Below are 26,736 nucleotides of genomic sequence, written 5' to 3' on the forward strand. Positions count from 1 at the left end.
GAACGCAGGCCCGCCACCGGCAAACCCTAACCCCGGCTGGCGCTTTCCGGCAAGATCACCGTGAAGGCGCTGCCCTGCCCGCGCGTGCTGTCGATGCGCAGCCGGCCGCGATGGCGGTTCACGATATGCTTGACGATGGCAAGGCCCAGGCCGGTGCCGCCCTGCGCGCGGGACCGATGGGCGTCCACGCGGTAGAAGCGTTCGGTCAGGCGGGGAAGGTGCATCCCCTCGATCCCCTCGCCCCGGTCGCGGATCTCGACCGCCCAGGCGGGGCCGCGCAGCAGGGGCTCGTGGTCAATGCGGCGCAGGGAGACGCCCAGGTATCCGCCCGATCCGCCGTATTTCAGCGCATTCTCGATCAGGTTCTGGAAGACCTGCACCAACTGGTCGGGGTCGCCCGGCACAATCTGGCTGCCCATGATGCCTTGGGTTTCAACCACGACGCCCGCCGCCGTAGCAGCCGGATCCATCGTCGCCAGCACGCCGCGCAGCAGCAGCGGCAGATCGACCTGGCCCCCGGGGCGACGGCGTTCCTCGGCCTGGACGCGGCTCAGCGACAGCAGGTCGCTGACCAGGCGGTTCATGCGCGCCGCCTCGCGTTCCATGATGTCCAGGAAGCGGTCGCGCGCGCGGGCGTCGTCGCGGGCCGGGCCGCGCAGGGTTTCGATAAAGCCGATCATCGCGGTCAGCGGCGTCTTCAGCTCGTGGCTGACATTGGCCACGAAGTCGCGGCGCATCTGCTCGGCCTCCTCGGCCTCGGAGCGGTCCAGAACGGCGATGGTCGCCCCCCGACCCAGGGCCAGGGGCAGCCGCGCCACGGTGATGTCCGCCGCGATGTCGCGCCCGTCGGCCAAAATCACCGCGTGCAGACGCACCACCCCGTCGGCAGAGGCGGGTTCGGGATGACGGTCGGGATCCAGCACCCCGTCCACCGCCGCGACTACCGCCGGGTGGCGCAGCACCGTCACGAAGGGCCGGTTCAGCAGGTCGGCCCCGCCGAACAGCGCCACCGCCGCGCGGTTGGCCGCGATGGTGCGGGCCCGGCCATCGACGGCCAGCATCGGGACCGGCACGCCCTCCAGCAGGTCCGAGGCCCGGCGCGGCGCGTCCATCAGCCGATCTGCCGCAACCCGGCCCGGAACCGCGCGGCATTGGCGCGGTATCGTTCGGCCGACCGGATCAGCCCGGCCCGCGCGGCATCGTCCAGCATCCGCACGACCTTGCCGGGCGCGCCCATGACCAGGGCGCCGGGCGGGATTTCCTTGTTCTCGGCGATCAGGGCACCCGCGCCGATCAGGGCGCCCGCGCCGATCTTCGCGCCGTTCAGGATCGTGGCGCCCATGCCCACCAGCGCGCCGTCGCCGATGGTGCAGCCGTGCAGGATCGCGCGGTGGCCGACCGTGCAATCCGCGCCGATCACCAGCGGACAGCCCGGATCGGTGTGCAGCACGCACAGATCCTGGACATTGCTGCCGCGCCCCACGCGGATCTCCTCGGTGTCGCCGCGCAGCACCGCGCCCCACCAGACCGAGGCGCCTTCCTCGACGACCACATTCCCGATCACCTGCGCGTCGGGTGCGACCCAGGCATCCGCTGCGACGCGCGGGGCGATGCCCTCCAGTTCCCAGATCATGCGTCCTCCTCCATCAGGTGCTTGACGAAGCGGCCAAGACCCCCCTGCCGGTCACGGCGCAGGCGTTCGGCGGTCAGGATGGCGCGCAGGCGCTGTTCGGTTTCATCCAGGTCGTCGTTGACCAGGACGTAATCGTATTCCGCCCAATGGCTGATCTCGGCCCGGCTTTTCTCCATCCGTCCGGCGATCACCGCGTCGCTGTCCTGGCCCCGGGCGCGCAGGCGCCGTTCCAGTTCCGGCAAGGACGGCGGCAGCACGAAGATCGACACCACATGCCCCCCCAGGGCGGAGGCGCGGATCTGCTGGCCGCCCTGCCAGTCCACGTCGAACAGCGTGTCGCGCCCGTCGCGCATCGCGGCCTCGACCGGGGCGCGGGGGCTGCCGTAAAGGTTGCCGAACACCTCGGCATATTCCAGCATCTGGCCCTGTTCCACCATCTGGCGGAAGGCGCCGGGGGTGGTGAAATAGTAATGCTGCCCCTCGACCTCGCCCGGGCGGGGCGGGCGCGTGGTGGCCGAGACCGAAAACCGCAAGGAGGGATCCCAGTCCATCAGCCGCCGCGCCAGAGTCGATTTCCCCGCGCCCGAGGGCGATGACAGGATGATCAGCAGGCCGGTGCGGTCCATGGGGCGTCCTTTGTTGGTGGCGTAGCGGCGGGATGGACCAGCCGTGCCGGGCGGTCAAGACCCGGGAAACCGAAGGCTTGCACCGGGCGTTTTAACCATTCGTTAGGAAAACGACTCGGCAGGGTCCGAAGTTATGTTTATCATGCCATTGGAGTAACAAGGCATCCGTGTGTCTGGATGCGTATCGGTAACGAGGGTACGACATTGTCGAACTGCCAGGACGACACAACGGCGCATCCGCCCGTGGCGGATCGGACAGGCCAGATCTTGCAGCTTGCGGACTTCAACCCGATGCAGCCCGCCCGGCTCCTGGGCGACGTGCGGGCCTATTGGGACAGCCTGCGGGGCAACCGTGCGGTGCCTGCGCGGTCCGACATCCAGCCCCAGGGCATCCGCCGGGCGCTGGACTATGCCTTCATCCTGGAACGCATCGCGCCGGGTGCGGCGCGCTTTCGCCTTGCCGGACAGCACCTGATCGACCTGATGGGGATGGAGGTGCGCGGCATGGCCTTTTGTTCGCTGGCCAATCCCAGTTCGCGCGGGCGGCTGTCCGACGTGCTGGAATCGGTGTTCCGCGCCCCGCAGCTTGCGCAGATGACGCTGCACGCCAAGGCCGATTACGCGCGGCCCGAACTGTCGGCGCGGATGCTGCTGCTGCCCCTGACCTCGGATCTGGGCGACGTGACGCGCGCCCTGGGCTGCATCATCGCCGAGGGCCAGATCGGCGTCGCCCCCCGCCGCTTCGACCTGACCCAGGACGAGGTGATCCCGATCCTGAAGGGCGGCAAGACGCTGCCCCCCTCGCCTTCCGGGTTCGAGGGGGACCGGCGGACCGGAACCCCGCTGCGGCCGCTGGCGCTTGCCACCGGCGAACGTCCCGCAAGGCTGACCGACAGCCCCGAATCGCGCCGCGCCCTGTTCAAGGTGATCACGCTGCCGCAGGCCCCGCAGCCCACGGGCACAAGCCAGGGCTAGAGACGCCTGCGCCAGCGATAAACGGCGGCGGGCGCGGGTTCGCTGCGGCCCAGCGAGGACAGCATCCGGTCCTGATCCCGCTGGAAGCCCAGGTTCTTCAGCAAACGCCGCGACGGCTGGTTGTCCAGGAACACGTCGGCCAGCAGTTCCGGCGGGTCGAAGCGGGCTTTGATCTCGGCCAGGAAGGCGCGGCCCATCTCCTCGCCCAAGCCCTGCCCGGACAGGGCGGGATCCAGGAAATAGAAGACCCGCGGCGGATCGCCCGCGCTGATGCCGATGGAGCCCACCACGTGCCCGCCATGCCGCACGGTCAGCCGCATGGGCGGCAGCAGGCCGTCGGACTGGAACAGCGGGGCGATGTCCCCGGGCGTCATGCCGGGGCGGAACAGCAGCAGCTTCGAGGCGACTTCGGGCAGCGTCGCAATGCGGTGCAGGTCGGGCAGATCGGCGGGCTGGAAGGGCTCGATCAGCAGGCGGGGCGTTGTCAGGCGGATGGCGTGGCGGCGGGCGAAATCGGCGCGCGTCAGGCGCAGCGACAGGCCGGGCAAAAGGCGGCCCTGCGGCTGGGACCACAGCATGACCTCCTCTGCGGGCCGAAAGCCAAGCCGCGCCAGAAGTCCGGCGCAGGCGGCGTTGTCCCGCAGGTGGTTCGCCTCGATGACGGGGGCACCGTTGCGGAACCGGCGCGACAAGGCCAGCACGGCGGCGCGTCCGGCCAGCCCCTGCCCCTGCGCGAAAGGGGCCATCCAGATGCCGAAGCTGCCCGAGGCGCGCACCATGCCGACCAACCGGTCATCCTGCCGGACGGCGTATTCCTCAAGGCCCGCGCCGTCGATGAAGGCCGCCGCATCCGCCGGGCGGTAAGGCCAGGGCACGGCGGTCAGCCAGCGGGCCACCTGCCAGTCCGACAACGCCTCGGCAATGACGGGGGCGTCTTCGGGCCACGGGCGGGTCAGGACCAGCGGCGCGGGCATGGGCCCTAGCCCACGGGCACGACGCGCACGGAGCCGCCCTTGGCGGACAGCGCGATCTCTCCGCCCGCAAGGCGCAGGGCGTCCTGGCCAAAGACCTCGGCCCGCCAGCCCTTCAGCGCGGGCAGATCCCGTTCGCCCTGGGCGATGGCGTCCAGTTCCGCGGACGAGGCGATCAGCTTTGGCGCCACCCCCGACGCATCCGCCTTGGCCTTGAGCAGCACCCGCAGCAGGTCCGACAGCGCGGCATTGCCGGGCTTGCCGGGCTCCTCGGCCCTGGCCTGGGGCAGATCCTTCGTCTCCAGCCCCGCCTTGACGGCGGCCAGGATGCCGTTCGCGATCTCGCCCTTGCGGGCCTCGCGCAAGAGCAGGCGCGAGCGGCCCAGATCGGCCTCGGTCGCGGGCTTGGTCGAGGCGACCTCGATCATGGCGTCGTCCTTGAAGACGCGCGACCGGGGGATGTCGCGTTCCTGGGCATAGGCCTCGCGGAAGCGCGCCAGTTCGCGCAGGATCGCCAGGAACCGGGGCGAGTTGGTGCGCGTGCGGACCTTGAGCCAGGCTTCCTCGGGGCGGGTGATATAGGTTTCGGGGTCTTCCAGGACCGCGACCTCCTCGGCCAGCCAGCTTTCGCGGCCATTCTTGCGCAGCTCGGCCGAGAGAAACTCATAGATCACGCGCAGATGCGTCACGTCGGCCAGCGCATAGGCCGCCTGCGCGTCCGACAAGGGGCGGCGCGACCAGTCGGTGAAGCGCGAGGACTTGTCCAGGTTCGCCCGCGCGATCTTGCGCACCAGGGTTTCATAGCCGACCTGTTCGCCAAAGCCGCAGACCATCGCGGCGACCTGGGTGTCGAACAGCGGCACGGGGAACAGGCCCGCGTCGTGGAAGAAGATCTCCAGATCCTGGCGGGCGGCGTGGAACACCTTGACCGTGCCTTCGTGGCGGAACAGGTCGTAAAGCGGCTCCAGCGACAGCCCCTCGGCCAGGGGATCGACCAGCACGGCCTCGCCCCCCGGGGCCTTGGGGGTCGATGCGGGCGGCAGGGCCATCTGGATCAGGCACAGCTTGGACCAATAGGTCCGTTCGCGCAGGAATTCGGTATCGACCGTGACATAGGGGGCCGATTTCGCCGCCTCGCAGAAGCGGGCCAGATCCTCGGTCCTGGTAATCGTGATGATGTCGTCGCTCATGGGGGCCTTCTGCCGGGCGGTTCGTCCGCCAATTGGGAACGGATAAGCCCAAGTTCCCCCGATGAAAAGCGTTTTTGGTCAACCGCGCTGACGGATCACGGCGGCGGGATGTCGCCCTGTGCCCGCATTGCATGAAAATCGGCCACGAAATCGTCCAGACGCCCTTCCGCGATGGCCCCGCGCAGGCCCGCCATCAGTTCCTGGAAGTAATGCAGGTTGTGCCAGGTCAGCAGCATCCCCGAGATCATCTCGCCCGCGCGGAAGACGTGGTGCAGATAGGCGCGGCTGTATCCGGCGCAGGCCGGACAGGTGCAATCCTCGTCCAGCGGACGGGGGTCGTCGGCGTGGCGCGCGTTCTTGATGGCGACCGGGCCGCGCCGCGTCCAGGCCTGCCCGGTGCGCCCCGACCGCGAGGGCAGAACGCAGTCCATCATGTCCACGCCCCGCTGCACCGCGCCCACGATGTCGTCGGGCTTGCCCACCCCCATCAGGTATCGCGGCTTGTCGGCGGGCAGGAAACCGGGGGCGTAGTCGAGGACGCCGAACATCGCCTCCTGCCCCTCGCCCACGGCCAGGCCGCCGATGGCATAGCCGTCGAAGCCGATGGATGTCAGGGCCTTGGCGGATTCCTCGCGCAGATCCTTCGTGACGCCGCCCTGCATGATGCCGAACAGCGCATGGCCGGGACGGTCGCCAAAGGCGTCGCGCGACCGCTGCGCCCATCGCATCGACAGGCGCATGGACTGCGCCACGGCGTCTTCGGTCGCGGGCAGGGCCGGGCATTCGTCGAAGCACATCACGATGTCGCTGCCCAGCAGGCGCTGGATTTCCATGCTGGTTTCCGGGGACAGCAGGTGGCGCGACCCGTCGATATGGGACGAGAAGGTGACGCCGTCTTCCGTCAGCTTGCGCAGGGCGGCCAGCGACATCACCTGGAAGCCGCCCGAGTCGGTCAGGATCGGCCGGTCCCAGTTCATGAAGCGGTGCAACCCGCCCAGCCGGGCGATGCGTTCCGCGCCGGGGCGCAGCATCAGGTGATAGGTGTTGCCCAGCAGGATGTCGGCCCCCGTCGCGCGCACCGATTCCGGCAGCATCGCCTTGACGGTGGCGGCGGTGCCCACGGGCATGAAGGCGGGCGTGCGGATCTCGCCGCGCGGCGTGTGGATGGTGCCGGTCCGCGCCCGTCCGTCGGTCGCCTGCAAGGTGAAGTGGAAACGCTCGCTCATGGTCGTGCCTGTCGCTGGAACCGGGCGTGTCTAGCGAAAGGGAACGGGCTTCGCAATGCGCCCTCTCTGGACTTGGGGGGAGTCTGCGCCTATATCAGAGCAAATTCGACAGGAACACGCCATGACCGAGTTGCAGGAAGGCGCCCCGCTGATCGCGCCCTCGACCACCGACCATCCGCTGTATGACAGCGTGGTGGAGGCCTGCAAGACCGTCTATGACCCGGAAATCCCGGTCAACATCTTCGACCTGGGGCTGATCTACACGATCGACATCAACGACCAGAACGAGGTGCGGGTCATCATGACCCTGACCGCGCCGGGCTGCCCCGTCGCGGGCGAGATGCCGGCCTGGGTCGCCGACGCGGTCGAGGCCATTCCGGGCGTCAAGCAGGTCGATGTGGAAATGACCTTTCAGCCGCAATGGGGCATGGACATGATGTCCGACGAGGCGCGGCTGGAACTGGGGTTCATGTAGGCCGCCTTTGGCGGCGGTCGGGGGGGGGGGGGGGGGGGGGGGGGGGGGGGGGGGGGGGGGGGGGGGGGGGGGGGGGGGGGGGGGGGGGGGGGGGGGGGGGGGGGGGACCTTTCAGCCGCAATGGGGCATGGACATGATGTCCGACGAGGCGCGGCTGGAACTGGGGTTCATGTAGGCCGCCTTTGGCGGCGGTCGCTGGGGGACTTCACGTCCCCCAGACCCCCTGTGGGATATTTGCAGTCCGCAGCAGGAGGCCCGCGTCTTGATGGGGGCGGGGTGCGGGATTATCTTGTGGTGGAACAGCAAGGATCGCGCCCATGTTTGCCATTCCCGGATCGGTTCCGGTCACCATCACGCCCGCCGCCGAACGCCAGATCGCCCGGCTGATGAGCGGCAGGAACGCCTTCGGCCTGCGGATCGGGCTGAAGAAGGGCGGCTGCGCGGGAATGGAATACACCATGGATCTGGTCGAGGAGGCCGGGCCCAACGAGGAAGTCGTGGAACAGGGCGCGGCCCGCGTGCTGATCGCGCCCAAGGCGCAGATGTTCCTGTTCGGGACCGAGATCGACTATGAGAACGGGTTGCTGGAATCCGGCTTCCGGTTCCGCAACCCCAATGTGACCGACGCCTGCGGCTGCGGCGAATCGGTCCGGTTCGAGCCGCTGGAAGGCAGCCGCGCCGGGGAATGATTTCCGGCCCGGTTGCGGCGCTATCATGATTGCGCAGCCTTCCCCATCATCCTAAGCCACGGGCAAAGCTTTGGAGGAATGGCATGGCACCGCGCAAACTGGCAGCCGGAAACTGGAAGATGAACGGCGATCTGGCCGCCTTGGCCGAGATCGACGCCCTGGTCGCGGCCCATCCCGCCCCGGGCTGCGAGGTTCTGGTCTGCCCGCCCGCCGTGCTGCTGCACCCGATGAAGGCGCGCGCCGGGACTGTCATTGCGCTTGGCGGGCAGGATTGCCATGCCAACCCCTCGGGCGCGCATACGGGCGACATCGCGGCGGCGCAGTTGAAGGATGTGGGCGCGGCCTATGTGATCCTGGGCCATTCCGAACGCCGCGCCGATCATGGCGAGACGGATGCGGCGGTCGCGGCCAAGGCGGCCGCCGCCCATGCCGCAGGCCTGACCGCGATCATCTGCGTGGGAGAGACCGAGGCGCAGCGCGACGCCGGGGAAACGCTGGCGGTGATCGCCGCGCAACTGGACGGGTCCATTCCCGCCAGGGCCACGGCGGCCAATACCGTGATCGCCTATGAGCCGGTCTGGGCCATCGGCACCGGCCGCACCCCCACCAACGACCAGATCGCCGAGGTTCATGGCCTGATGCGCGACTGCCTGGCGGACAAGGTCGGGGACGCGGCAGCGGTGCGGCTGCTTTACGGCGGCAGCGTCAAGCCGGGCAATGCGGCCGAGATCTTTGCCATTCCCCATGTGGACGGTGCCCTGGTCGGGGGGGCCAGCCTGAAGGCCGCGGATTTCGGCGCCATCATCGCGGCGCTGGAAACGGCCTGAGATCGGGGGCCGCGGGAAGGGGCGCCACCGACACCCGCCCCTTGCCCGCCCGCTTCGACCGATACAGGGCGACATCGGCATCATTCAGCATCCGGTCGATGTCGTCGGGCCCATAGCCCGCCGAGAGGACGACCCCCAGGCTGGCCGAGACGCGGCAATCGCCGGGCGAGACCTGCTCGATCCCCCGGATGATCCGCGCGCCGATATGCGTCAGCGCCTGGCAGGTCCAGGCGCCGCCCAGGATCAGCACGAACTCGTCCCCGCCGATCCGGGCCACGTGGTCGCGGCTGCGGGTCATGCGGCCCAGGACCTGCGCCACGTCGCGCAGCAGGCGGTCGCCGGCCGCATGGCCCAGGCTGTCGTTCACGGGCTTGAAGTTGTCCAGATCCAGGTGGACCAGCGCAAAGCCCTGTCCGCCGCGCGGATCCAGCGCGCCCCGCATCGCGGCCAGCAGGCCGCGGCGGTTCAGCACGCCCGTCAGCGGATCGGTATGGGCCTCTCGCTCGGCGTCCTGGCGGGCCAGCATCAGGTGGCGGTTGAAGCGCGCCAGTTCCCCCTGGATGGCCCGGTTCGCTTCCTGCAGGAACATCAGTTCCAGCGCCAGTTCCGAAGGGGCGAAGTCGTTCTCGGTCAGCCCGAAGGCCGCGACGGCATCGGACAGCGACACCCCGAAGCCGAAGTTCAACAGCAGCCCGCCGAAGCCGGGCGCCACGACATGACCGCGCAGCACCATCTGCCGGTGATGCCGCAGCCGCAGGGACAGCCGCTTGCCCGGCTCGGACGCGCGAATCTGCGTGATCACGCAGCCGGTTTCCACCCCCCTGGCCTCGACGAAGACATCCTCGACCACCTGCGCGCCGGGCGGCACCAGCTTTTGCATGGTCGGCCCGGCGAAACGGATCGCGCCGTCCTCGGCCAGGCAAAGGTGCATGGGCATCAGCCGGTCCAGCGCGGCCTGCCCCAGGGTCAGGGCCCGGCTCATGCCTGGCTGGCCCGGGCGGACAGGCGGAAGGTCCGCGCCTCGGCGAAGGCCAGGTCGGACACGTCGATGCAGATCCCCTCGGCGCTGCGGGTGATCACGCAAAGCGTGCCGTAGTCGTCGGCCATCGCCCGCAGCAACCCGCTGAGAAGCGCTGTCCAGACCGCCCCCTCGCCCGGGATCGTGACCCAGACCAGGCCGTCCGCGCTGCGCGACAAGGCAATCTCGGGCACGGCGACATCGTCGGTGATCAGGCGGATGCGTTCGGGCAACTCGTCCAGGCGCAGCAGGAAGTCCAGGAAATCGCTGCCGCAGAACCGCAGAAGGCGCCAAATCTCGTCCTGCCGCACCAGCCAGGCGCCCAGATCCTCGATCAGCTCGTCGGTGGGCTTGCCAAGCTGCTCGGCCGCGGCTTCCAGCATCAGGCTGGGGGGCAGCAGGCCAGCCTCGACCCCCAGGACGGATTCTTCCTGCAGGAACTTCTCGATCGCGCGGTTGACCAGGTCGTGCATGTGTCACCTCCGGCGCCCTGTCTAGACGCAAGAAGTGAACAAATCGCAAACTCAGATCTGCCAGCCATAGCTGCCGGGACCGGCCAGGGCGGTCCGCGCCTGCATCAGGTCGCCCGGCGCGACGCCCAGTTCGGCCGCCGCCTCGATCACCCTCTGGTCGTCTTCCAGCAGGTAGTCCAGCACATACAGCGCCATCTCGGGGCTGGTCGCCACCTGACGCAGATCCTGCGGCTGAAGGCCCGTCGCGGCCAGGAACGCCTCGACCAGATCGGGCCGCCCGGCCAGGTAGAGAAAGGCGGATGTCGCCAGTTCCTGCGCGGATTCTCGCTTATATGTCATCGCCTGGCCCTTGTTCCGACTCGCTCGCCGACTGTTTGGAAACGCTTTGTTAAGGAATCAATGACATTCTTCGGGAAGGCCGTCGGAAGGGGCGTCATTCATGACCGCGCGTATCCTTATTGCAGAAAGCAGCGCGACAAGCCGGATCACCTTGAAGGTCCGGCTGTCGGGGGCGTGCTATGACGTCCTGTCGGCCGCCACGACCGAGGAGCTGGTGTCGCAACTGCGCTCGGGCCGGCCCGACCTTGTCCTGCTGGGCCCGGGCTTTGCGGACCTGCCGCTGGCCGATTTCTTCCAGCTTGTCGCGGTGGAACGGCCCCGCACGCCGGTGCTGGCGCTTGCCGACGGCCAGCGCCGGATCGAGGCGCTGGAGGCCGGGGCCTCGGCCGTGCTGGACCCGCGGGTCGAGGAGCAGATGCTGCTGGCCCGCGTACGCGGCTTGCTGCGCGATTCGGAAACCGGCGACGCGCCGGACTTCGCCATGGCCGAGGCCGCGTCGGAATTTGCCCATGCGCCCTCGGGCAATGTCGTCCTGGTGGCCGACCAGCCCGGGCGGGCGCAGCGGTGGCGCCATATCCTGCAGCCGCGCCTGAACTGCCGCTTCGCGATCTCCAGCCCCGACGAGACGCTGAGCGCGGCGTCCCTCGGCGACGGCGCGGACCTTTACATCATCGCCGCCGATATCGACCGCAAGGGCGACGGGCTGCGGCTGTTGTCGGAACTGCGGTCGCGCAACGGCTCGAAGGAGGCGGGCTTTGCCGTCCTTGTCGCGCCCGAACGCGAGGATCTCTGCGCTATCGCGCTGGATCTGGGCGCAAGCGAGGTGCTGCCGCTCGACCCCGTCGGCGACAACAATGCCGAGATCGCGGCCCTGGCGCTGCGCAACCAGCTGGACCGCAAGCGCCGCGCCGACAGCCGGCGCGAGGAGATGAAGCGCAACATGGCCTGGGCCATGACCGATCCGCTGACCGGGCTTTACAACCGCCGCTACGCGCAGCCCCACCTGGCCGAGATCGCGCAATGCGCCATGCGCCAGCATTCCGCCTTTGCGGTGATGGCGCTGGATCTGGACCGCTTCAAGACGATCAACGACAATTTCGGCCATGCCGCGGGCGACGCGGTGCTGTGCGACATCGCCCGCCGGGTCGAGGGGATCGTCGCGAACCGGGGCCTGACCGCCCGCCTTGGCGGAGAGGAGTTCCTGGTCGTGCTGCCCGACACCACCGAAGCCGAGGCCTTCCGCCTGGCCGAGGAGATCCGCCGCGCCGTCGAGATACATCCCACGCCCTTGCCCCGCATCTCGGGCGGGGGGCAGGTGCAGGCGACGGTGTCGATAGGCGTGGCGCTGGAACAGGCGCCCTTCTGCATCAGCCGCCCCGAGATGCTGGCCGAGATCGCGCTGGAACGCGCCGACCGCGCCATGATCGCGGCCAAGTCGCTGGGCCGCAACCGCGTGCTGATGGCTCCGATGCAGCCCGTCCACTGACGCGCCCCGAGGGCCGCGTGCCCTCGGGACTGGCGGGACGGCGGGCCAGCGCCTACATTGGCCCCGCGCCCTGCCCGGAGATTGCCATGTCCCAAGACCCCCGCGATTCGACCGAACGCCCGACCGGGCAGGCCATGCTGCGCGGGGCCATGGGCCGCTGCCCGGCCTGCGGCGAGGGTCGGCTGTTCCGGTCCTTCCTGAAGGTCGCCGACCATTGCCCGTCCTGCAACGAGGCGCTGCACCACCAGCGGGCCGACGACGGCCCGGCCTATCTGACGATCCTGCTGGTCTCGCATCTGGGCGCGCCCTTGCTACTGGCCTGCTATGTCGCCTGGCGGCCTTCGGCCATGACGATGATCTGGACCTTCGGCCTGGGGGCGATTATCCTGTCGCTGCTGCTGTTGCCGCGCATCAAGGGGGCGATGGTGGGGCTGCAATGGGCGCGGCGGATGCACGGCTTTGGCGCCCCCGACTCCTCGGCCTTGTCGTGACGGGGGAGGCCACGCCGATCCGGGACGCCGCGACGATCATCCTGCTGCGCAGGACGGGCGCGGGCGTGTCGGTGCTGATGGGAATGCGCGGCGCGGGGGCGGCCTTCATGCCCTCGAAATACGTCTTTCCGGGCGGCGCGGTGGATGCCGCCGACGCCACGGCCCCCCTGGCAGCAGCCCTGGCCGAGCCGCATCGCAGCCGCCTTTCCCGCGAACCCCGGCCCGGATCCGCGCCCGACGCGCAGGCCATCGCCGCCGCCGCCCTGCGCGAACTGGCCGAGGAAACCGGCCAGCTGATCGGCCGCCCGGGCCGCAGCGCCTGGCCGGGCTTTGCCGAGGCGGGCCTTTGCCCGGACGCATCAAACCTGGTCTATCTGTTCCGGGCAATCACGCCGCCGGGCCGCCCGCGCCGGTTCGACGCGCATTTCTTCGTGGCCGATGCCGCCTGCCTGGCGACCGATCCCGACGATTTCAGCCGCGCCTGCGACGAGCTTTCGCATCTGCACTGGGTGCCCCTGCCCCAGGCCCGCGCCCTGGACCTGCCCTTCATCACCGAGGTGGTGCTGGCCGAACTGGCCGACCTGATCGGGGGCCTGCCGCCGGACGCGCCCCTGCCGGTGCCGGACACGGTGCCCTTTTTCGACAACCGCACCCCGGCCCCGCGTTTCGTGCAGATCGCCTAGCGTCCGGAAAACCGCGCCGGGCGCTTTTCCAGAAAGGCGGTCACGCCTTCGGCGAAATCCGCCGTCCGCCCCGCCGCGCCTTGCAGCCGCGCCTCCAGCGCAAGTTGCGCGTCCAGGTCGTTCTGGGTGGATGCCGCGACAGCCTCGCGGATCGCCAGATAGGCGGCGGTCGGCCCTTGGGCCAGTTGCCGGGCGCGGGCAGCGACACCATCGGCGAAATCCGCATCCGGCAACGCTTCCCAAATCAGGCCCCAGTCGGCGGCCTGGCGGGCGCTGACGGGTTCGGCGAACAGCATCATGCCCATGGCCCGCGCCATCCCCACGGCGCGCGGAATGACAAAGGTGCCGCCCGCGTCGGGAACCAGGCCGATCCGCGCGAAGGCCTGGATGAAGCTCGCGCTTTCGGCGGCGATCACCACGTCCGCCGCAAGCGCCAGGTTCGCGCCCGCCCCCGCCGCAACCCCGTTGACCGCCGCGATCACCGGCGCGCGGCAGGCCCGGATCGCCCGCAGCATGGGTTCGTATTCGTCCCGCAGCGTGCCTTCCAGATCGGCCGCCGCCGCCCGGTCGGTCAGGTCCTGGCCAGAACAGAAGCCGCGCCCCGCCCCGGTGATGATCAGGCAGCGGGCCTCCTCGGGCAACGTGGTCACGGCCCGGGTGATCTCGGCCCGCATCCGGCTGCTCAGCGCGTTCATCACCTGCGGGCGGTTCAGGGTCAGCGTGGCGACACCCTCGCTGACGGCGAATTCAATGGTTTCATGACTCATGGTGTCACCCCTCTTTGCGGGGCATCATGCCGCAAAACGGCGGGGGGAAAAGCGCGACCCGGCGTCAGTCGCGCATGATCTGGTCCAGGCGCTCGCGTTCGGCCTGGCTCAGCGTCTCGGCTGTCTCGGGGCGGGCCTGCGCGCGGCTGCGCAGGAACCGCCAAGCCCCCAGCAGGGCCAGCAGCGCCATGACCGGGCCGGCCAGCCACAGGACCAGGTTGCCGCCCCGGGCGCGCGGCTCGAACAGCACGAACTCGCCGAAGCGGTCCACCACGGCGTCGATCACCTGGTCGTTGCTGTCGCCCGCCACGATGCGCTCGCGGACATAAAGCCGCAGGTCGCGGCTGACCGGCGCGTTCGATTCGTCGATATTCTCGCCCTGGCAGACCGGGCAGCGCAGCTTTTGCGAGATCTCGCGCGCCCGCGCCTCGGCGGCGGGATCGGGCAGAACCTCGTCGGGCTGCACGGCGAAGGCGGCCATGGGCAGCAGCAGGGCGATCAGAAGGACAAGCCGTTTCATTCCGCAGGCACCGCCCTGGCAGGCGTGCGGCGGGCCCCTGCGGCCACGCGATAGCGGCGGTCGGACAGGCTGATGATCCCGCCAAGCGCCATCAGCAACGCCCCCGCCCAGATCCAGTTGGCGAAGGGCTTGATGTAGATGCGCACCGCCCATCCCCCGTCGGCCTGCGCGTCCCCGATCACCAGATAGATGTCGCGGAAGATGCCGTTGTCGATCGCGGCCTCGGTCGTGGGCATGGCCTGGACGGGATAGACGCGCTTTTCGGGATGCAGGGTCGCGACCGGGCGGCCATCCCGAGCGACCTGCATCGTGGCGGTGGTCGAGATGTAGTTCGGTCCCTCGACCTCCTCCACGCTGGCAATCGTGATGTCGTAATCGGCGACCCGGAAGGGCTGGCCCACTTGCGCCACGCGGATATCCTCGACCTGCCAGGCGGTCAGCAGGGCGATGCCGATGAAGGTGACGCCCAGGCCCGCATGGGCGGTTGCCTTGCCCCAGTCGGCGCGCGGAAGGCGCAAAAGGCGCGACAGGCCGGACTGGCCAGTGCGGTGGACCAGTTCGGCCAGCGCGCCGAAGATGATCCAGGCGCCAAGGCCCGCGCCGATCACCGCAATGGCCGACCGGCCGGTGGACACCGCCCAGACCAGCGCCATCACCGCCCCTGCCAGCGCAAGCGCGGGCCACAGCGGCCGCATCGCCCGGCCCAGGGTCGCGCGCTTCCACGGCAGGATCGACCCCAGGGGCAGCACAAGCGCCAGCACGATCATGAAGGGCGTGAAGGCCTGATTGAAGAAGGGCGCGCCGACCGACAGCTTGCGCGCCCACAGCAGTTCCGCAATCAGCGGCCACATGGTGCCGATGAAGACCACGAAGGCCGACACCGCCAGCAGGACGTTGTTCAGGACCAGGGCGCCTTCGCGCGACAGCGGCGCGAAGACGCCCTTGGCGGTCATCTGCCCCGCCCGCGCGGCATAAAGCGTCAGCGCGCCGCCGGTAAAGACCACCAGGATCCCCAGGATGAACACGCCCCGCGCGGGGTCGCTGGCAAAGCTGTGGACGGATGTGATCACGCCCGACCGCACGATGAACGTCCCGATCATCGAAAAGCCAAAGGCCATGATCGCCAGCAGGATCGTCCAGCTTTTCAACGCCTCGCGCTTTTCGACGACGATGGCGGAATGCAGCAGGGCGGCGGCCAGCAGCCAGGGCATGAAGCTGGCGTTTTCCACCGGATCCCAGAACCAGAAGCCGCCCCAGCCAAGCTCGTAATAGGCCCACCAACTGCCCAGCGCGATGCCGATGGTCAGGAACATCCAGGCGGCCAGCGTCCAGGGCCGCACCCACCGCGCCCAGGCGGCATCGACCCGCCCCTCGATCAGGGCGGCAACGGCGAAGCTGAACGCCATCGAAAGGCCCACATAGCCCAGGTAAAGGAACGGCGGATGGAACGCGAGGCCGGGGTCTTGCAGCAGCGGGTTCAGGTCGCGTCCGTCGAAGGGCGGGCTTGCCAGCCGCAGGAACGGGTTCGAGGTGAAGATGATGAAGGCATAGAACGCCGCGCCGATCGATGCCTGCACCGCCAGCACCCGCGCCCGCAGCGCAGGCGGCAGGTTGTCGCCGAATGCCGCCGCCGTGGCCCCGAACAGCGACAGGATCAGCACCCAGAGCAGCATCGACCCTTCGTGGTTCCCCCAGACCCCGCTGATCTTGTAGAGCATCGGCTTGGCCGTATGCGAATTCTCGTAAACCAGCTTCAGCGAAAAGTCCGAGGTGACGAACGCGACCGTCAGCGCCGCGAAGGCCAGGCCCACCAGCAGGAACTGCGCCACGGCGGCGGGACGGGCGCTGTCCATCCATCCCCCCCAGCCTTTCGAGGCCCCGACCATCGGCACCACCGTCTGAAACAGCGAGACCGCAAAGGCGAGGATCAGGGCGAAATGGCCGAATTCTGCTATCATGGCGCGGTTCCTTGGGTTCCGCCCAACATAGGCCCATGCCGAAGGGGGGAAAAGTCCCCCCTTGGTCGCCATCATCGGTTTTGCGTGTCGGCGGCTGCGGCCTATTCGCGCAGGGTCGCCAGCCAGTCGCGCAGCGCCGCGTTGTCGGCAAAGTCGTCGTCGGGCCGGACCGCCGCGACCCCTTGCGTGGTGGTGACGCTGGTCTGCACCTGGGCCGCAGGCCAGACGCGGTGACGGAAATGATGCGCCTCGCGCGCGCCGAAATAGAAGCCGACAATGGCGCCCAGCAGCCACCACAAGGGCTCGGGCACCTGTTGCAGGCCCATCATGCGCAGGCTGAAGCCCTGCGGCTCGACCATGGCATAGACAAAGAGGCCCATCGTCCCAAGCGCCAGAAGCGGTCGGGGAAGCCGGTTCAAGCCGTTGACGAAGCTGTCGAAAAAGCCGGGGTGGACGGCCTGGAACTCCTGCCCCAGCTGGCCGATGGCGCGGGCATAGGCTTCCTCCTCAAGCTCCATCTTGCGGGTGGCGTTCTGGGTGAAGACCTCGGCCATGCCGGTGGCGGCGCTGCCGAGCGCGGTGACACCCTGGCCCAATCCGATGAAGCGGTCGATCATGCCCATTTGGCGGTCCTTTCGCGATGCTCGGCCTCGGTCAGGTGATAGCGGGGGTGGATGAACTCCTCGGCCCGGGTGATCCAGCCGCCCTTGCCGCCTGCCTTGCTGCGCGCGTATTTGCGGCTGGCGGGGCGCTGGTCGGCAAGCGCGTAGTAGTAGTTGCGCCGCGCGATCCCATAGGCATCGGCAAAATGCGCAGGCGCAGCGGCTGCGGCGTCATGGGCCGCGGCGATGGTCTGCGGGCCGACCACGCCATCGGCCGTCGCGGAAAAGCCCATGCGGGCGACCAGCCGTTGCAGGATCTTCACCGCGTTGGTCCCGGCGTTCACATACATGTCGAAGACGCTGGCCTGCACGGGTTCGGGCAGTTCGGCCAGGCGCGGGCGGCGGAAGTAATGTTCCACGAAGATCTGCTGCGCTTGCGCGCGGGTCAGCATCCGCACGTCGGTGGCGTCCACGCGACCGTCCTTGGTCAGGTCCAGGCCCAGGGACTGCATCGTCCCGACGGTGACGCCATAGTTCGTGGCCCCGCCCGGATCGTCGGGATCGTTCACGTAACCGCCTTCCCGCGCGACGATCTGCGCGGCGATTTCCTCAACACTTGGCATGGAAAACCCCCGTCCTGCATATGAGGCACAAGGGTGGCGGGGCCGCGTTAAGGGGCTGTTAACCCATCGCGCGTTGCTAGCCGCGCAGCGCGTCCAGCAGCATCTGCAGCGCGTGATCCACGGTCGCGGCGCGGACCTGGCGGCGGCCGATGGCGCCGAACTCGACCGTCTCGGTGCGGGTGCCGAAGGGTTGGGCGATGCCGAAGCAGACGCGGCCCTCGGGCTTGTGTTCCGATCCACCGGGGCCGGCGATGCCGGTAACCGAGACGGCGATGCCCGCGTCCGAATGGCGCAGCGCGCCGGACGCCATCTCGGCGGCGACCTGTTCGCTGACGGCGCCGTGCGCGTCCAGCGTATCGGCGCGCACGCCCAGCATCTGCCGCTTGGCGGCGTTGGAATAGGTGACGAAGCCCCGGTCTACGGCGTCGGATGAACCCGGCACCTCGGTCAGCGCCCCCGCGATCAGTCCGCCGGTGCAGCTTTCCGCTGTGGCGATCATCACGCCGCGCGCGCGGGCGGCGTCCAGCACGTCAGAGGCAAGGGTCATTGCAGCAATCCATGGTAAACCCCGGCCAGGACGACGGATCCGATGCCTGCGAACAGCCCGGCCCACAGGTCGTCCATCATCACGCCCACGGCCCCGCCCTGCCGGTCGGCGCGGCCCACCAGCCAGGGCTTCCAGATGTCGAACAGGCGGAACAGCAGGAAGGGCACGACGAAGCCCGGCCAGGCGTCCAAGATCGAGATCCCGTGCCGCCACAGCGGGATCACGGTGAAGGACATGGCGAGCCACTGGCCCGCGACCTCGTCGATGACGATCCAGGACGGGTCTTCGTCGGTCGTCATGCGCAAGGCCTGCGGCACGGCCCAGAAGCCGATCAGGGCCGCCAGCACCGCGCCCAGCGGGATCAGCAGCGCGCCCCCGGCCTGATAGACCAGCACCGCCAGCAGGACGGCGGCGGCGGACCCCCAGGTGCCGGGGCCGGGGCGCAGGCGGCCGATGCCGAAGAATGTGGTGATCATCGTGATCATGGTTTTACGCCTTGATCAGCGCGGCGGTGGCGATGGCGGCGATGCCCTCGCGCCGCCCGGTGAAGCCCAGCCGTTCGGATGTGGTGGCCTTGACGCTGATGCGGCTGGCGTCAACGCCCATAATGGCGGCCAACCGGGCCTGCATGGCAGCCGCATGGGGGCCGATTTTCGGGGCCTCGCAGATCAGCGTCACGTCGGCATTGCCGAAGGTGAAGCCCCGTTCGCGGGCCAGGTCGGCGGCATGCGCCAGGAAGATCGCGCTGTCGGCGCCTTTCCATTGCGGGTCGCTGGGAGGGAAGTGGCGGCCTATGTCGCCCTCGGCCAGTGCGCCATAGATGGCGTCGGTCAGGGCGTGCATCCCCACATCGGCGTCGGAATGGCCGATCAGACCGGCCTCATGCGCGATCCGGACCCCGCACAGCCAGACGTGATCGCCCGGCCCGAAGGCGTGAACGTCAAAGCCGTTGCCAAGGCGGATATCCATCGCGGTCCCCAGTATCCGTTCGGCCCGCGCGAAATCGGCGGGAAAGGTGATCTTCAGATTGTCCTCGGACCCCGGGGTAATCGCAACCGGGATCCCGGACTTGAGCGCCAGTTCCACATCGTCGGCGGCATCCTGCGGGTGCAGGCGGTGCGCCGTGGATATTTGATCCAAGGTGAAACCCTGCGGGGTTTGCGCGCGGAACAGGCCGTCGCGGGCGGCGGTGGCGGTGACGGCGTTGTCCGTCCCGCGCCACAGCGCATCGGTGACCGGCAGCGCCGGGGCGGCGGCAGGCGCGCCCGCCTGCAGCGCGTCGATCACGCCCTGGATGACGGCATCGCTGACCAGGGGGCGCGCGCCGTCATGGATCAGGACATGGGTCGCCTGCCCTTCCAAGGCTTGCAGCCCGGCCATGACGCTGGCGGTGCGCGTGTCGCCCCCGGTCACGATGGTCACGCCGCCCGCGAAGTCGCGGATCGCGCGGGCCATGTCGTCGGGATGGACGACCAGCACCACGCGGTCGAAGCCCGCGAAGGCCTCCAGCGACCGGGCCAGCACGCTGCGGCCCGCAAGGTCGCGCCATTGCTTCGGCTCACCGCCCGCGCGGGTGCCGCGGCCGGCGGCGGTGACGATGGCGGCATAGCCCGCCGGCGCCCTGACCGTCATGCGTGATCCGGCATGTCGCCCCGGATCGCCTTGGCAAAGGCGGTGCGGTAGAGGTCCGACAATTCCGCCAGATCGCCCGCGTCATCGCCCATCTGCACCGACAAGCCGCCGAAGACCCCCACTTGGGCGGCAGGAACACCCGCCGCATCGGCGGCCTTCAACAGGGCGTCTGCGCCTTCGACGGTGCAGGCGACCAGATAGCGTGCCTGGTCCTCTCCGAACAGTTGCGCGATGTCGCCGCTGTCCAGCCGGACGCCGATGCCCGCAGCCTCGGCCATCTCGAAGGCCGCGAGGGCCAGGCCGCCATCGGACAGGTCGGTCGCGGAGGTCACATGGGCGCGGTTGGCACGCAGGAACTCGCCGTGCTTGCGTTCCGCCGCCAGATCAACAGGGGGCGCGTCGCCTTCCTCGATCCGGAAGGCCTCGGCGGCAAGCGCCGACTGGCCCAGATGGCCGCGCGTTTCGCCGATCACGATGGCCACGTCGCCTTCGGACGGCAGGCCCGCGATCAGGTTCGACAGGTCGTCGATCAGGCCCACGCCGCCGATGGTGGGGGTGGGCAGGATGCCCTTGCCATCGGTTTCGTTATACAGCGACACGTTGCCCGACACGATCGGGAAATCCAGCGCGGCGCAGGCTTCGCCGATGCCTTTGATGGCGCCCACGAACTGGCCCATGATCTCGGGCTTTTCGGGGTTGCCGAAGTTCAGGTTGTCGGTGGTGGCCAGCGGCAGCGCGCCCACGGCCGACAGGTTGCGATAGGCCTCGGCCACGGCCTGCTTGCCGCCTTGATACGGGTTGGCCTTGACATAGCGCGGGGTCACGTCGCTGGTGAAGGCCAGCGCCTTGTTCGTGCCGTGGACGCGGACCACGCCCGCGCCCATGCCCGGGCGGCGGATCGTGTCGGCGCCGACCTGGGTGTCGTATTGTTCCCAGACCCAGCCCTTGTGGGCATAGCTGGGCGAACCGATCAGCGCCCGCAGCGCCTTGATCGGCGTGATCGCGGGCAGGACCGGCGCGGGACCGGCGGCAGGCGTTTCCACCCAGGGGCGGTCGTATTCCGGCGCGGAGGAGGACAGCTTAGACAGCGGCAGGTCGGCCTTGACCTCGTTGCCGTGCAGGATCAGGAAGCGGTCCTCGGCGATGGTCTCGCCCACGATGGCGAAGTCGAGATCCCATTTCTCGAAGATGGCGCGGGCCTCGGCCTCCTTCTCGGGCTTGAGGACCATCAGCATCCGTTCCTGGGATTCCGACAGCATCATCTCGTATGCCGTCATGGCGGTCTCGCGCTGCGGGACGTGGTCCAGGATCAGCTTGATGCCAAGCCCGCCCTTGTCGCCCATTTCCACCGCCGAACAGGTCAGGCCAGCCGCGCCCATGTCCTGGATGGAAATGACGCTGTCGGTCTGCATCAGCTCAAGGCAGGCTTCCAGCAGGCATTTCTCGGTGAAGGGATCGCCCACCTGGACGGTGGGGCGCTTTTCCTCGATGGTATCGTCGAACTCGGCGCTGGCCATGGTCGCGCCGCCCACCCCGTCGCGGCCGGTCTTGGCACCCAGATAAACCACCGGCATCCCGATGCCCGAGGCCGCCGAGTAGAAGATCTTGTCCGCATCGGCCAGGCCCGCCGCAAAGGCGTTGACCAGGCAGTTGCCGTCATAGCTGCGGTGGAAACGGACCTCTCCGCCGACGTTCGGGACGCCGAAGGCGTTGCCATAGGCGCCGATCCCTTCCACCACGCCCTTGACCAGATGCGGGGTCTTGGGGTGTTCGGGACGCCCGAAGGACAGCGCGTCCATGGCGGCGATGGGGCGCGCGCCCATGGTGAAGACGTCGCGCAGGATGCCGCCCACGCCGGTCGCGGCGCCCTGGTGGGGTTCGATATAGCTGGGGTGGTTGTGGCTTTCCATCTTGAAGACCACGGCCTGCCCGTCGCCGATATCCACCACGCCCGCGTTTTCCCCGGGGCCGCAGATCACCTGGGGGCCGGTGGTCGGCAGGGTGCGCAGCCATTTCTTGGACGACTTGTAGGAACAATGCTCGTTCCACATGGCGCTGAAGATGCCCAGTTCCGTGAAGGTCGGCTCGCGCCCGATGATCTGCAGGATGCGGTCGTATTCGTCGGGCTTCAGCCCGTGCGCGGCGATCAGGTCGGGGGTGATCGTCGGTTCCTGCATCGTCATGCCTTCCTGCGCCATGGGAATTTGGCGCCTTCTAGGACGGGACGCGCCCCATGGGAAGGGACCGCCCGGACAGCACGGGCAAAAAAAAGCCGGGCACGAGGCCCGGCCTAAGTCCAACAGGGAGGTAGAAGGTGATGAGCGATTACGCTGACCATCGCCTTCGCAGCCCGATTTATGGGCAGGGCGTTAACGGTTCAAGGGGGTTAATGCCGCAGTTGCAGCATAGCCGACATGCAGTTGCCGAATAGCTACACGCGCGGGTTGTGATTTTGCCACGATTTCCGCAGCAAACAGCCTATTTCGCGGCGGTGATCAGCGCCTCGCTCTGGCGGCGGCGGTAATCCTGGATTTCCTCCAGCACGAAATCGCGGAAGACGGCGACGCGGCGGGTCTGTCGCAATTCCTCGGGATAGGCCAGGAAAACCGGCACCTCGCCCGATTCCAGGTCGGGCAGCACCCGGACCAGCTGCTTGTGGTCGGCGGTCAGGTAATCGGGCAACACGCCAATGCCCAGGTTCGCCAGCACCGCCTGCAGCACGCCGAAATAGTTGTTCACCGTCAGGGTCGAGACGATGTTCTGGGCCATGATCTCTTGCACAAGCCGCGCGCCCGCCGCGACCTGCGGCTGGTCGGGCTTCTGGCAGATCAGCCGGTGCGGGGACAGATCCGCCATGGTCTGCGGCACGCCCGCCTTTGCCAGATAATCCTCGGTCGCATAAAGCCTCATGCGGATGTTCAGCAGGCGGCGGCGGATCAGGTCGGACTGGCTGGGTTCCTTCATGCGGATCGCCACGTCGGCCTCTCGCATGGGCAGGTCCAGCAGCCGTTCCTCCAGCATCAGGTCGATCTTGAGGTCGGGATATTTTTCATAAAGCTTGACCAGCCGGGGGGCCAGCCACAGCGTGCCGAAGCCCACGGCGGCGGTGACGCGCAGTTCGCCGAAGACATGCTCCTCGCTGTCGCGGATGCGGGCGGCGGCGGTGTCCAGCTTGCGCGCCATCGAGGATGTGGCGTCGAACAGCAACTCGCCCTGTTCGGTCAGAATCAGTCCCCGGGCGTGGCGGTGGAACAGGGTCGTGCCCAGCGACTCCTCCAGCGCGCGAATCTGCCGGCTGACGGCAGATTGCGACAGGTGCAGCGTGTCGCCGGCATGGGTCAGGCTGCCCGCGTCGGCAACGGCGTGAAAGATTCTGAGCTTGTCCCAGTCCATGCCGTTACAATCCTGCCGTGTCTGCCATGCAATTTTTGCAGACCTAACCTGAATGTCCCTTTCCGGCAAGAGAAAGCCTCTGCGACATTTTTCCTTTGGTCGGTCAGCAAAGCTGACCTATACTGCAGTCAGGTGGAGGAGACGCCAAGATGAGCAAGCAGGAATTCTCGCTAGCCGACCGTTTCGATCTGGAAAAGCCGCAGGTGCTGCTGAACGGCACGCAGGCGCTGGTGCGGCTGATGCTGATGCAGGCCGCGCGCGACAAGGCGGCGGGGCTGAACACGGCGGGCTTTGTCACCGGCTATCGCGGATCGCCGCTGGGGGGCGTCGATCTGGCGATGATGCGCGAAGGCAAGCGGCTGTCGGCATCGAACATCCTGTTCCAGCCGGGCCTGAACGAGGATCTGGCCGCGACCGCCATCTGGGGCAGCCAGCAGGCGGAACTGCGCGGCGAGGGCAAATACGACGGCGTCTTCGCGCTGTGGTATGGCAAGGGGCCGGGCGTGGACCGTTCGGGCGACGCGATGCGCCACGCCAACATGGCGGGCACGTCCCCCCATGGCGGCGTGGTCATGGCGATGGGCGACGACCATACCGGCGAAAGCAGCTCGGTCCTGCACCAGTCCGACTGGGCGATGGTGGACCGCTATATCCCGGTTCTGTCGCCTGCGGGGGTTCAGGAAATCCTGGACTATGGCCTCTACGCCTTTGCCCTGTCGCGCTTTGCGGGCGTCTGGACCGGCCTCAAGACCATGAAGGACACGGTCGAGGCGACCAGCGTCGTCAACGGCGATCCCTTCCGGCTGTCCTTCGTCACGCCCGACTTCCAGATGCCCGAGGGCGGGCTGAACATCCGCCTGCACGACACGCCCGTCGCCTCCGAGGCGCGGATGATCGACTACAAACGCTGGGCGGCCGAGGCGTTTTCGCGCGCCAACAAGATCGACCACAAGGTCTGGGGCAAGCCCGGGGCGAAGATCGGCTTCGTCGCGGCGGGCAAGAACTGGCTGGATCTGGTTCATGCCCTGTCCCTGCTGGGTATCGACGAGGCCGAGGCCGAACGGCTGGGCCTGACCACCTACAAGGTCGGCCAGACCTGGCCGCTGGACATGAAGTCGTTCCAGGAATGGTCCGAAACTCTGGAACTGATCGTCTGCGTCGAGGAAAAGCGCAAGCTGATCGAGGTGCAGTTGAAAGAGGCGATCTTCGACAACCGCCACGGCCGCCGCGTCCACGGCTGGAAGCACGACCGCACCGGGGCCGAACTGTTCCCCACCCGCTATGCGCTGGACCCGGTGATGATCGCCCAGAAGATCGGCGAAATCCTGATCGAGGAAGGCCGCGGCACCGACCACATCAAGGCCGGGCTGACGCGCCTGTCCGAGGTGCGCCGCGCCGACAATGCGCCCGAGATCGCCACGCGGACCCCGTGGTTCTGCTCGGGCTGTCCGCACAACACCTCGACCAAGGTGCCGGACGGCAGCCGTGCCTATGCCGGGATCGGCTGTCACTACATGGTGCAGTGGATGGACCGGGAAACCACCGGCTTCACCCATATGGGGGCCGAGGGCGTGAACTGGGTGGGCGAGGCGCCGTTCTCGAACCGCAAGCACGTGTTCCAGAACCTGGGCGACGGCACCTACAACCACTCGGGGTCGCTGGCGATCCGCGCGGCCATCGCGGCGGGCACCACCATCACCTACAAGATCCTGTTCAACGACGCCGTGGCCATGACCGGCGGGCAACCCAACGAGGGCGGGCTGACGGCGCAGCAGATCGCCGCCGAACTGGTGGCGATGGGCGTGAAGCCGCTAGTCGTGGTCTATGACGAAAAGGAAGACATCGACCGCGCGCAATTCCCGGCAGGCCTGCGCTTCGAGGAGCGGGCGGAACTGATGGCCGTGCAGCGTGAACTGACGGAAACGCCGGGCGTCAGCGCGATCCTCTATATCCAGACCTGCGCCGCCGAAAAGCGCCGCCGCCGCAAGCGCGGCACCTTCCCCGATCCCGACCGCCGCGTCTGGATCAACCCCGAGGTCTGCGAGGGCTGCGGCGACTGCGGCGTGCAGTCGAACTGCGTGTCCATCGTGCCCTTGGACACCGAACTGGGCCGCAAGCGCCAGATCGACCAGTCGTCCTGCAACAAGGACTATTCCTGCCTCAAGGGCTTCTGCCCCAGCTTCGTCACCGTGGAAGGAGGCAAGCTGCGCAAGCCCAAGGCAGAATCCTTCGACATCCCCGACCTGCCCCTTCCCGCCCTGCCCGCGATCACCGGCACGCATAACGTCGTCATCACCGGCGTCGGCGGCACGGGCGTCGTGACGCTGGGCGCGGTGCTGGCCCAGGCCGCCCATATCGACGGCAAGGGCGCGGGCATGATGGAGATGGCGGGTCTGGCCCAGAAGGGCGGCGCGGTCCATATCCACCTGCGCCTGGCCAACCGTCCCGAGGACATCAGCGCCATCCGCGTCGCCGTGGGCGAGGCCGATTGCATCATCGGCGGCGACCTGGTGGTGACGGCAGGCGCCAAGACCATCGGGTTGATGACCACGGGCCGCACCGGCGCGGTGGTCAACGATCACGAGATCATCACCGGCGATTTCACCCGGCTGCGCGATTTCCGCGTGCCCTCGGACCAGTTGAAGCTGTCGCTTGAGGCGCGGCTGCGCGACCGGGTGGCCTTCTTCGACGCCAACGACCTGGCGCTGCGGATGTTGGGCGATTCGATCTATGCCAACATGCTGGTCCTGGGCGCGGCCTGGCAGCAGGGGCTGATCCCCCTGACGCTGGAGGCGATCATGCAGGCGATTGAACTCAACGGCGCCAAGGTCGCGGAAAACCAGCGGGCCTTCCAGATCGGCCGCTGGGCCATGGCCTTCCCCGACCAGACCCGCAAGCCCGCCGAGGTGACGCAACTGCCGCCCGACCCCGTGGCCTATCGAGAGGCGCGGCTGGTCGGATACCAGAACCGGCGGCTGGCGAAACGCTTCCGCAAGCTGGTGGACGCGGCCCCTGCCCCGCTGCGCGAAAGCGTTGCGCGCGGGTATTACAAGCTGCTGGCCTACAAGGACGAATACGAGGTCGCGCGGCTGCACCTGACCACCGCCGAACAGGTGGCGGCGCAATGGGACGGGGACACGAAACTGACGCTGCACCTGGCCCCGCCGATCCTGGGGGGCAAGGGGGCCGATGGGCGTCCGAGGAAACGCGAATACGGCGAATGGATGCTGGGGGCCTTCAAGGTTCTGGCGCGCATGAAGTTCCTGCGCGGCACGCCCTTCGACCCCTTCGGCTATGCCGCCGAACGCCGCCACGAACGCGCAGCCATCCGTGAATACGAGGCCGACATGCGCGTGGTTCTGGCCAAGGTCACGGACGCCACCATGCCCGTCGCCATCGAACTGGCGGAACTGCCCCTGACCGTGCGCGGCTATGGCCCCGTCAAGGCCAGGGCCGAGGCCGCTGCCGCCACCCGCCGGGCGGAACTGCTGGCGCAATTCCGCAGCGGCCAGGCGCCCTTGCAGCAGGCGGCCGAATGACGGATCTGGCGGGCGACCTGATCTAAGTCATTTCCAAGATGCGCGATGCGCCG

At 68.5% G+C, this 26,736-nt stretch carries 27 protein-coding genes; 8 read left to right on the forward strand and 19 right to left on the reverse strand.

All coding sequences use genetic code 11. The features are described 5' to 3' along the window. Positions 1-26 precede the first annotated feature (26 nt). Genes JX613_RS15665 through gmk form a run of 3 tightly spaced genes read right to left on the reverse strand, consistent with a single transcriptional unit; the run spans position 27 to position 2,259 of the window. On the reverse strand, positions 27-1,112 hold the full coding sequence (locus JX613_RS15665) for a sensor histidine kinase (RefSeq protein WP_207102404.1): 1,086 nt from the start codon (positions 1,110-1,112) through the stop codon (positions 27-29). Further along, on the reverse strand, positions 1,112-1,633 hold the full coding sequence (locus JX613_RS15670; protein ID WP_207102405.1) for a gamma carbonic anhydrase family protein: 522 nt from the start codon (positions 1,631-1,633) through the stop codon (positions 1,112-1,114). The genes JX613_RS15665 and JX613_RS15670 overlap by 1 nt, the downstream gene beginning before the upstream one ends. Continuing rightward, positions 1,630-2,259 carry a guanylate kinase gene (gene gmk / locus JX613_RS15675; RefSeq protein WP_207102406.1) on the reverse strand — a complete coding sequence of 210 codons (630 nt, stop codon included), beginning with the start codon at positions 2,257-2,259 and terminating at the stop codon, positions 1,630-1,632. Before gmk ends, JX613_RS15670 begins: the two co-directional genes overlap by 4 nt. A gap of 177 nt (positions 2,260-2,436) precedes the next feature. On the opposite strand from gmk, the gene JX613_RS15680 reads away from it, so the two are divergent. After that, entirely contained in the window at positions 2,437-3,234 is a 798-nt protein-coding gene (locus tag JX613_RS15680; protein ID WP_207102407.1) for a PAS domain-containing protein, read from the forward strand. Here the strand turns inward: JX613_RS15680 and JX613_RS15685 are convergent. The 3 genes from JX613_RS15685 to tgt form a co-directional block, all read right to left on the reverse strand. Next, the gene (locus tag JX613_RS15685; RefSeq protein ID WP_207102408.1) at positions 3,231-4,208 is read right to left on the reverse strand and encodes a GNAT family N-acetyltransferase; all 978 of its coding nucleotides are present in this window, start codon (positions 4,206-4,208) and stop codon (positions 3,231-3,233) included. The two genes, JX613_RS15680 and JX613_RS15685, sit on opposite strands and share 4 nt — an antisense overlap. 5 nt (positions 4,209-4,213) lie before the next feature. Next, entirely contained in the window at positions 4,214-5,383 is a 1,170-nt protein-coding gene (rnd, locus tag JX613_RS15690; protein WP_207102458.1) for a ribonuclease D, read from the reverse strand. 107 nt (positions 5,384-5,490) lie between these two features. Beyond that, positions 5,491-6,621, reverse strand: a complete 1,131-nt coding sequence (gene tgt, locus JX613_RS15695) for a tRNA guanosine(34) transglycosylase Tgt (protein ID WP_207102409.1) — start codon at positions 6,619-6,621, stop codon at positions 5,491-5,493. A 121-nt stretch (positions 6,622-6,742) separates the two neighbouring features. On the opposite strand from tgt, the gene JX613_RS15700 reads away from it, so the two are divergent. The 3 genes from JX613_RS15700 to tpiA all read left to right on the forward strand — a co-directional run bounded on the left by JX613_RS15700 (position 6,743) and on the right by tpiA (position 8,612). Further along, positions 6,743-7,096 (forward strand): SUF system Fe-S cluster assembly protein, encoded by a 354-nt coding sequence (locus tag JX613_RS15700; RefSeq protein WP_207102410.1) that lies wholly within the window; start codon positions 6,743-6,745, stop codon positions 7,094-7,096. Positions 7,097-7,413: 317 nt separating this feature from the next. Then, on the forward strand, positions 7,414-7,785 hold the full coding sequence (locus JX613_RS15705; RefSeq protein ID WP_207102411.1) for a HesB/IscA family protein: 372 nt from the start codon (positions 7,414-7,416) through the stop codon (positions 7,783-7,785). Between the two features lie 83 nt (positions 7,786-7,868). After that, positions 7,869-8,612, forward strand: coding sequence for a triose-phosphate isomerase (gene tpiA / locus JX613_RS15710; protein WP_207102412.1), 744 nt, complete (start codon positions 7,869-7,871; stop codon positions 8,610-8,612). On the opposite strand, the gene JX613_RS15715 is transcribed toward tpiA, so the two are convergent. Genes JX613_RS15715 through JX613_RS15725 form a run of 3 tightly spaced genes read right to left on the reverse strand, consistent with a single transcriptional unit; the run spans position 8,587 to position 10,442 of the window. Beyond that, on the reverse strand, positions 8,587-9,594 hold the full coding sequence (locus JX613_RS15715; RefSeq protein ID WP_207102413.1) for a GGDEF domain-containing protein: 1,008 nt from the start codon (positions 9,592-9,594) through the stop codon (positions 8,587-8,589). The two genes, tpiA and JX613_RS15715, sit on opposite strands and share 26 nt — an antisense overlap. Continuing rightward, complete coding sequence (locus tag JX613_RS15720) at positions 9,591-10,103, reverse strand: heme NO-binding domain-containing protein (RefSeq protein WP_207102414.1); 513 nt, start codon at positions 10,101-10,103, stop codon at positions 9,591-9,593. The genes JX613_RS15715 and JX613_RS15720 overlap by 4 nt, the downstream gene beginning before the upstream one ends. 51 nt (positions 10,104-10,154) lie before the next feature. Next, entirely contained in the window at positions 10,155-10,442 is a 288-nt protein-coding gene (locus JX613_RS15725; RefSeq protein ID WP_207102415.1) for a DUF3572 domain-containing protein, read from the reverse strand. 100 nt (positions 10,443-10,542) lie between these two features. Here JX613_RS15725 and JX613_RS15730 point away from each other — a divergent pair, with 100 nt between their 5' ends. From JX613_RS15730 to JX613_RS15740, 3 genes are all read left to right on the forward strand, one after another. Further along, entirely contained in the window at positions 10,543-11,928 is a 1,386-nt protein-coding gene (locus tag JX613_RS15730) for a diguanylate cyclase domain-containing protein (RefSeq protein ID WP_207102416.1), read from the forward strand. An 86-nt stretch (positions 11,929-12,014) separates the two neighbouring features. Continuing rightward, the gene (locus JX613_RS15735; RefSeq protein ID WP_207102417.1) at positions 12,015-12,419 is read left to right on the forward strand and encodes a DUF983 domain-containing protein; all 405 of its coding nucleotides are present in this window, start codon (positions 12,015-12,017) and stop codon (positions 12,417-12,419) included. Further along, positions 12,365-13,102 carry an NUDIX hydrolase gene (locus tag JX613_RS15740; RefSeq protein ID WP_207102418.1) on the forward strand — a complete coding sequence of 246 codons (738 nt, stop codon included), beginning with the start codon at positions 12,365-12,367 and terminating at the stop codon, positions 13,100-13,102. Before JX613_RS15735 ends, JX613_RS15740 begins: the two co-directional genes overlap by 55 nt. Here the strand turns inward: JX613_RS15740 and JX613_RS15745 are convergent. The 10 genes from JX613_RS15745 to JX613_RS15790 form a co-directional block, all read right to left on the reverse strand. Further along, positions 13,099-13,869, reverse strand: a complete 771-nt coding sequence (locus JX613_RS15745; protein ID WP_207102419.1) for an enoyl-CoA hydratase-related protein — start codon at positions 13,867-13,869, stop codon at positions 13,099-13,101. The two genes, JX613_RS15740 and JX613_RS15745, sit on opposite strands and share 4 nt — an antisense overlap. A 64-nt stretch (positions 13,870-13,933) precedes the next feature. Continuing rightward, positions 13,934-14,389 carry a cytochrome c-type biogenesis protein gene (locus JX613_RS15750; protein ID WP_207102420.1) on the reverse strand — a complete coding sequence of 152 codons (456 nt, stop codon included), beginning with the start codon at positions 14,387-14,389 and terminating at the stop codon, positions 13,934-13,936. Then, entirely contained in the window at positions 14,386-16,347 is a 1,962-nt protein-coding gene (locus JX613_RS15755; RefSeq protein ID WP_207102421.1) for a heme lyase CcmF/NrfE family subunit, read from the reverse strand. The genes JX613_RS15750 and JX613_RS15755 overlap by 4 nt, the downstream gene beginning before the upstream one ends. Positions 16,348-16,448: 101 nt before the next feature. After that, positions 16,449-16,970 (reverse strand): holin family protein, encoded by a 522-nt coding sequence (locus JX613_RS15760; RefSeq protein WP_207102422.1) that lies wholly within the window; start codon positions 16,968-16,970, stop codon positions 16,449-16,451. Then, entirely contained in the window at positions 16,961-17,572 is a 612-nt protein-coding gene (locus tag JX613_RS15765; RefSeq protein ID WP_207102423.1) for a holin-associated N-acetylmuramidase, read from the reverse strand. Before JX613_RS15765 ends, JX613_RS15760 begins: the two co-directional genes overlap by 10 nt. A gap of 76 nt (positions 17,573-17,648) precedes the next feature. After that, positions 17,649-18,119: a CinA family protein gene (locus JX613_RS15770; RefSeq protein ID WP_207102424.1), complete on the reverse strand. Its 471-nt coding sequence runs from the start codon at positions 18,117-18,119 to the stop codon at positions 17,649-17,651. Further along, positions 18,116-18,604 (reverse strand): phosphatidylglycerophosphatase A family protein, encoded by a 489-nt coding sequence (locus JX613_RS15775; protein WP_207102425.1) that lies wholly within the window; start codon positions 18,602-18,604, stop codon positions 18,116-18,118. The genes JX613_RS15770 and JX613_RS15775 overlap by 4 nt, the downstream gene beginning before the upstream one ends. A 4-nt stretch (positions 18,605-18,608) precedes the next feature. Then, positions 18,609-19,751, reverse strand: a complete 1,143-nt coding sequence (locus tag JX613_RS15780) for a bifunctional 2-C-methyl-D-erythritol 4-phosphate cytidylyltransferase/2-C-methyl-D-erythritol 2,4-cyclodiphosphate synthase (RefSeq protein ID WP_207102426.1) — start codon at positions 19,749-19,751, stop codon at positions 18,609-18,611. Next, the gene (gene purL / locus JX613_RS15785; protein ID WP_207102459.1) at positions 19,748-21,928 is read right to left on the reverse strand and encodes a phosphoribosylformylglycinamidine synthase subunit PurL; all 2,181 of its coding nucleotides are present in this window, start codon (positions 21,926-21,928) and stop codon (positions 19,748-19,750) included. Before purL ends, JX613_RS15780 begins: the two co-directional genes overlap by 4 nt. A 301-nt stretch (positions 21,929-22,229) precedes the next feature. Next, positions 22,230-23,144 carry a LysR family transcriptional regulator gene (locus JX613_RS15790; RefSeq protein ID WP_207102427.1) on the reverse strand — a complete coding sequence of 305 codons (915 nt, stop codon included), beginning with the start codon at positions 23,142-23,144 and terminating at the stop codon, positions 22,230-22,232. A gap of 149 nt (positions 23,145-23,293) precedes the next feature. Between JX613_RS15790 and JX613_RS15795 the strand changes: the two genes are divergently transcribed. Further along, complete coding sequence (locus JX613_RS15795; RefSeq protein WP_207102428.1) at positions 23,294-26,683, forward strand: indolepyruvate ferredoxin oxidoreductase family protein; 3,390 nt, start codon at positions 23,294-23,296, stop codon at positions 26,681-26,683. Positions 26,684-26,736: the final 53 nt, after the last annotated feature.

The organism is Paracoccus shandongensis, from assembly GCF_017315735.1.
GTDB classification, from domain to species: domain Bacteria; phylum Pseudomonadota; class Alphaproteobacteria; order Rhodobacterales; family Rhodobacteraceae; genus Paracoccus; species Paracoccus shandongensis.

Excerpts from the sequence above, each read along its gene's own strand:
- JX613_RS15665 (WP_207102404.1), bottom strand. The coding sequence starts at position 1,112 with ATGGACGCGCCGCGCCGGGCCTCGGACCTGCTGGAGGGCGTGCCGGTC.
- JX613_RS15735 (WP_207102417.1), top strand. The coding sequence starts at position 12,015 with ATGTCCCAAGACCCCCGCGATTCGACCGAACGCCCGACCGGGCAGGCC.
- JX613_RS15700 (WP_207102410.1), top strand. The coding sequence starts at position 6,743 with ATGACCGAGTTGCAGGAAGGCGCCCCGCTGATCGCGCCCTCGACCACC.
- JX613_RS15705 (WP_207102411.1), top strand. The coding sequence starts at position 7,414 with ATGTTTGCCATTCCCGGATCGGTTCCGGTCACCATCACGCCCGCCGCC.
- JX613_RS15680 (WP_207102407.1), top strand. The coding sequence starts at position 2,437 with ATGCGTATCGGTAACGAGGGTACGACATTGTCGAACTGCCAGGACGAC.
- JX613_RS15670 (WP_207102405.1), bottom strand. The coding sequence starts at position 1,633 with ATGATCTGGGAACTGGAGGGCATCGCCCCGCGCGTCGCAGCGGATGCC.
- JX613_RS15770 (WP_207102424.1), bottom strand. The coding sequence starts at position 18,119 with ATGACCCTTGCCTCTGACGTGCTGGACGCCGCCCGCGCGCGCGGCGTG.
- gmk (WP_207102406.1), bottom strand. The coding sequence starts at position 2,259 with ATGGACCGCACCGGCCTGCTGATCATCCTGTCATCGCCCTCGGGCGCG.
- purL (WP_207102459.1), bottom strand. The coding sequence starts at position 21,928 with ATGCAGGAACCGACGATCACCCCCGACCTGATCGCCGCGCACGGGCTG.
- JX613_RS15795 (WP_207102428.1), top strand. The coding sequence starts at position 23,294 with ATGAGCAAGCAGGAATTCTCGCTAGCCGACCGTTTCGATCTGGAAAAG.
- JX613_RS15725 (WP_207102415.1), bottom strand. The coding sequence starts at position 10,442 with ATGACATATAAGCGAGAATCCGCGCAGGAACTGGCGACATCCGCCTTT.
- JX613_RS15765 (WP_207102423.1), bottom strand. The coding sequence starts at position 17,572 with ATGCCAAGTGTTGAGGAAATCGCCGCGCAGATCGTCGCGCGGGAAGGC.
- JX613_RS15715 (WP_207102413.1), bottom strand. The coding sequence starts at position 9,594 with ATGAGCCGGGCCCTGACCCTGGGGCAGGCCGCGCTGGACCGGCTGATG.
- JX613_RS15745 (WP_207102419.1), bottom strand. The coding sequence starts at position 13,869 with ATGAGTCATGAAACCATTGAATTCGCCGTCAGCGAGGGTGTCGCCACG.
- JX613_RS15780 (WP_207102426.1), bottom strand. The coding sequence starts at position 19,751 with ATGACGGTCAGGGCGCCGGCGGGCTATGCCGCCATCGTCACCGCCGCC.
- tgt (WP_207102409.1), bottom strand. The coding sequence starts at position 6,621 with ATGAGCGAGCGTTTCCACTTCACCTTGCAGGCGACCGACGGACGGGCG.
- JX613_RS15730 (WP_207102416.1), top strand. The coding sequence starts at position 10,543 with ATGACCGCGCGTATCCTTATTGCAGAAAGCAGCGCGACAAGCCGGATC.
- JX613_RS15720 (WP_207102414.1), bottom strand. The coding sequence starts at position 10,103 with ATGCACGACCTGGTCAACCGCGCGATCGAGAAGTTCCTGCAGGAAGAA.
- JX613_RS15755 (WP_207102421.1), bottom strand. The coding sequence starts at position 16,347 with ATGATAGCAGAATTCGGCCATTTCGCCCTGATCCTCGCCTTTGCGGTC.
- JX613_RS15775 (WP_207102425.1), bottom strand. The coding sequence starts at position 18,604 with ATGATCACGATGATCACCACATTCTTCGGCATCGGCCGCCTGCGCCCC.
- JX613_RS15790 (WP_207102427.1), bottom strand. The coding sequence starts at position 23,144 with ATGGACTGGGACAAGCTCAGAATCTTTCACGCCGTTGCCGACGCGGGC.
- JX613_RS15685 (WP_207102408.1), bottom strand. The coding sequence starts at position 4,208 with ATGCCCGCGCCGCTGGTCCTGACCCGCCCGTGGCCCGAAGACGCCCCC.
- JX613_RS15740 (WP_207102418.1), top strand. The coding sequence starts at position 12,365 with ATGGGCGCGGCGGATGCACGGCTTTGGCGCCCCCGACTCCTCGGCCTT.
- tpiA (WP_207102412.1), top strand. The coding sequence starts at position 7,869 with ATGGCACCGCGCAAACTGGCAGCCGGAAACTGGAAGATGAACGGCGAT.
- JX613_RS15750 (WP_207102420.1), bottom strand. The coding sequence starts at position 14,389 with ATGAAACGGCTTGTCCTTCTGATCGCCCTGCTGCTGCCCATGGCCGCC.
- JX613_RS15760 (WP_207102422.1), bottom strand. The coding sequence starts at position 16,970 with ATGGGCATGATCGACCGCTTCATCGGATTGGGCCAGGGTGTCACCGCG.